This is a genomic window from Rhodopseudomonas sp. WA056, from assembly GCF_010906995.1.
GTDB lineage: Bacteria > Pseudomonadota > Alphaproteobacteria > Rhizobiales > Xanthobacteraceae > Rhodopseudomonas > Rhodopseudomonas palustris_G.
The window spans coordinates 1-2,497 of sequence record NZ_QPFS01000227.1 but is presented as its reverse complement, the minus strand read 5'-3'; the positions used below and the strand labels follow the sequence as shown (position 1 = coordinate 2,497).

General features: G+C 69.2%; 5 protein-coding genes. All 5 read left to right on the top strand.

What is annotated here, in order from left to right:
- Positions 1 to 2: 2 nt before the first annotated feature.
- On the top strand, positions 3 to 281 hold the full coding sequence (locus DU475_RS23580; protein WP_164633491.1) for a HypC/HybG/HupF family hydrogenase formation chaperone: 279 nt from the start codon (positions 3 to 5) through the stop codon (positions 279 to 281).
- A gap of 220 nt (positions 282 to 501) precedes the next feature.
- Entirely contained in the window at positions 502 to 903 is a 402-nt protein-coding gene (locus DU475_RS23575; RefSeq protein WP_164633490.1) for a thioredoxin domain-containing protein, read from the top strand.
- On the top strand, positions 900 to 1,766 hold the full coding sequence (locus tag DU475_RS23570) for a hydrogenase expression/formation protein (RefSeq protein WP_164633489.1): 867 nt from the start codon (positions 900 to 902) through the stop codon (positions 1,764 to 1,766). Before DU475_RS23575 ends, DU475_RS23570 begins: the two co-directional genes overlap by 4 nt.
- Positions 1,763 to 1,975 (top strand): rubredoxin, encoded by a 213-nt coding sequence (locus DU475_RS23565; RefSeq protein WP_142883858.1) that lies wholly within the window; start codon positions 1,763 to 1,765, stop codon positions 1,973 to 1,975. The genes DU475_RS23570 and DU475_RS23565 overlap by 4 nt, the downstream gene beginning before the upstream one ends.
- On the top strand, positions 1,965 to 2,497 hold a 533-nt coding region (gene hybE, locus DU475_RS23560; protein ID WP_164633488.1), incomplete at its 3' end, for a [NiFe]-hydrogenase assembly chaperone HybE. The genes DU475_RS23565 and hybE, both read left to right, overlap by 11 nt.

The window sequence follows — 2,497 nt, the reverse complement described above, 5'->3', positions numbered from 1 at the left end:
CGGTGATTTCGACCGAGGAGGGCAGCGCGCTGTGCGTGCGCCGCGGCGAGCATCGCAGCGTCTCGACCATGCTGATCGGCGAGGTCGCGCCGGGTGATCAGCTTCTGGTGTTCATCGACAGCGCGATCCGCCGGCTCGATGCCGAAGAGGCGCGGCTGATCGACGACGCGCTGGACGGCGTCGCCGCCGCGCTGGAGGGCAGACCGTTCGAGCATCTGTTCGCCGACCTGATCGATCGCGAGCCTGAACTCCCCGCACATCTGCGCCGCGACCCGCAGTAGTTGCGATCCGTTCGCGCGCCAGCGCGCATCATCTGCAAGTCTACTTCCCGCCTGCCGGTTACTATGTTTCCATAGGCCCACCTCGGCAGCGGGCGATTGGTCAGAACCGATCGCAAAATGGTTAGTTTGCTGCCAATTCGAGGCAATCTCCGGCTGGCACGTCGCTTGCTGAATTAGCGGCGACGATAACAACAAGCGCCGGAACGGGAGTGGAGGAAACATGAGCGGCTCGCTCGCGCACGCGGCTGCGCGGCCAAATCCATCGGCATTGGTGGACGAAGCCGGCGTCGACGACTTCATCGCCCGCTCCGGCAGGATCGTCGTGCTGTTCTTCCGCGGCGATGCCGCGCGCTTTCCGGAGGCCGCGGATCTCGCCGTGGTGCTGCCGGAACTGATCAATGCGTTTCCGGGCCGGCTGGTCGCGGCCGAGGTCGCCGCCGAGGCCGAACGCGGCCTGATGGCGCGGTTCGGCGTCGCGGTGTGCCCGAGCCTGGCGGTGGTGCAGCCGGGGCGCACCCTCGGGGTGATCGCCAAGATCCAGGATTGGTCCAGCTATCTGGCGCAGATCGGCGCGATGCTGGCCGAGGTCGATCGGCGCGGCGAAGCGGAGCTCCGATCATGAGAGTGGGCTACTGGACCAAGCCGGACAGCGACGACATCGAAATGACGCTGCTGCCGATCGGCGCGGGCGACGCCGGGCGGTTCGGCGTCACCGGCGCCGGCGCGATCGCCGCATTGGCGACCCGCGGCGGCGAGGAATTGATGCGGCAATGCCCACTGCTCGCCGGCACGCTGACGCAGCTCGCCGAGGCGCTCGCCGCGCAGCGCGTCGAAGCGCCGACCACGCTGCTATCGATCGATCATCTGTCGGAGGCCGAGCGCAGCCTGCTCGACGACATCCTCGGCGAGGGCGAGGTCTCCGGCATCGTCGCGCTGCCCGATCGCCGGGTCGCGCAGATTCAGGAATCGGTGCTCGCCGGGCTGTGGCGAGTGCGGATCGAAGGCGACGCCGACGGGCCGGCGCGCGATTATCTGGAGATCGGCTCGATCCCGGCGATCGTCAGCCGTGCCGCGCAGGATTTCCCGGCGCCGGACATCGACATCACCGCGCCGCCGGCCGGGGCGATGAACGTGCAGCCGGTGCTGGCGGAAATCCGCGACCGGATGGCGGCGCACCGGATCGGCCGGCCGTCGCACGTCATCAACTTCACGCTGCTGCCGATGAACGCCGCCGACATGGATCACCTCGCCGCGACGCTCGGCAACGGTGCGATCCAGTTGTGGTCGCGCGGCTATGGTAGCTGCCGGGTGCTGGCGACCGGCGCGCGCCATGTCTGGTCGGTGCAATTCCTCAACGCGATGGACACGCCGATCCTCGACACCATCGAGATCGGCGACGTGCCGGCCGCGGTGCGGGCCGCCGACGAAGACTTCCACGACTCCGCCGAACGCCTCGGCGAGATCATCGAGGCGTATTTCCGATGACCGAGTTCGCCACGTCGCACGACAGCGAAACAGACCCGCGCACCCGGATGGAATGCGGCGTGTGCTGGACCGTGTACGACCCGGCCGAAGGCGATCCGCTCGGCCGCGCCGCGCCGGGCACGCCGTTCGCGGCGCTGCCGGACGACTGGTGCTGCCCGACCTGCGATGCGCCCCCGGCCAAATTCCTGAGGCTGGACGATGACCACTGAGCCGACCGAGCCGCGCGATGCCGAAGCCCGCGCCGCCAGCGAGGCGGTGGCGGCGATCTACCGCGCGGCGGTGCCGGCGATGCGCGATCTGCCGGTGTTCAATCCCGCGCTCGACGTCGCCGCGATCGGTTTTCGCGCCCGCCAAGACGTCGCGTTCGGCGTGATCGTCACGCCCTGGTTCATGAATCTGGTGCGGATTCCGCTCGATCCCGGGGCCGCTGCCAAACAAGGCCAGGGCGAGGCGGTGACGCACGTGCTGCCGGTCGGCGCGCTGGAGTTCACCATCGGACGCCTCGACGGCTTCGGCGGAATCGAAAGCTGCTCGCTGTTCTCGCCGATGTTCGGCTTCGCCGATCAGGCGGCGGCGGAAGCGGCTGCCGCCGCCGCGCTCGCCGCGGTGCTCGAGCCCGAACAGGCCGCTGATGAGACGCCGCCGCTGCAAGCTCCGGGCAAGATGGCGACGACGCTCGATCGCCGCGGCCTGCTGCGCGGGGCCTGGATGGCTGTCCCTTATGCACATCT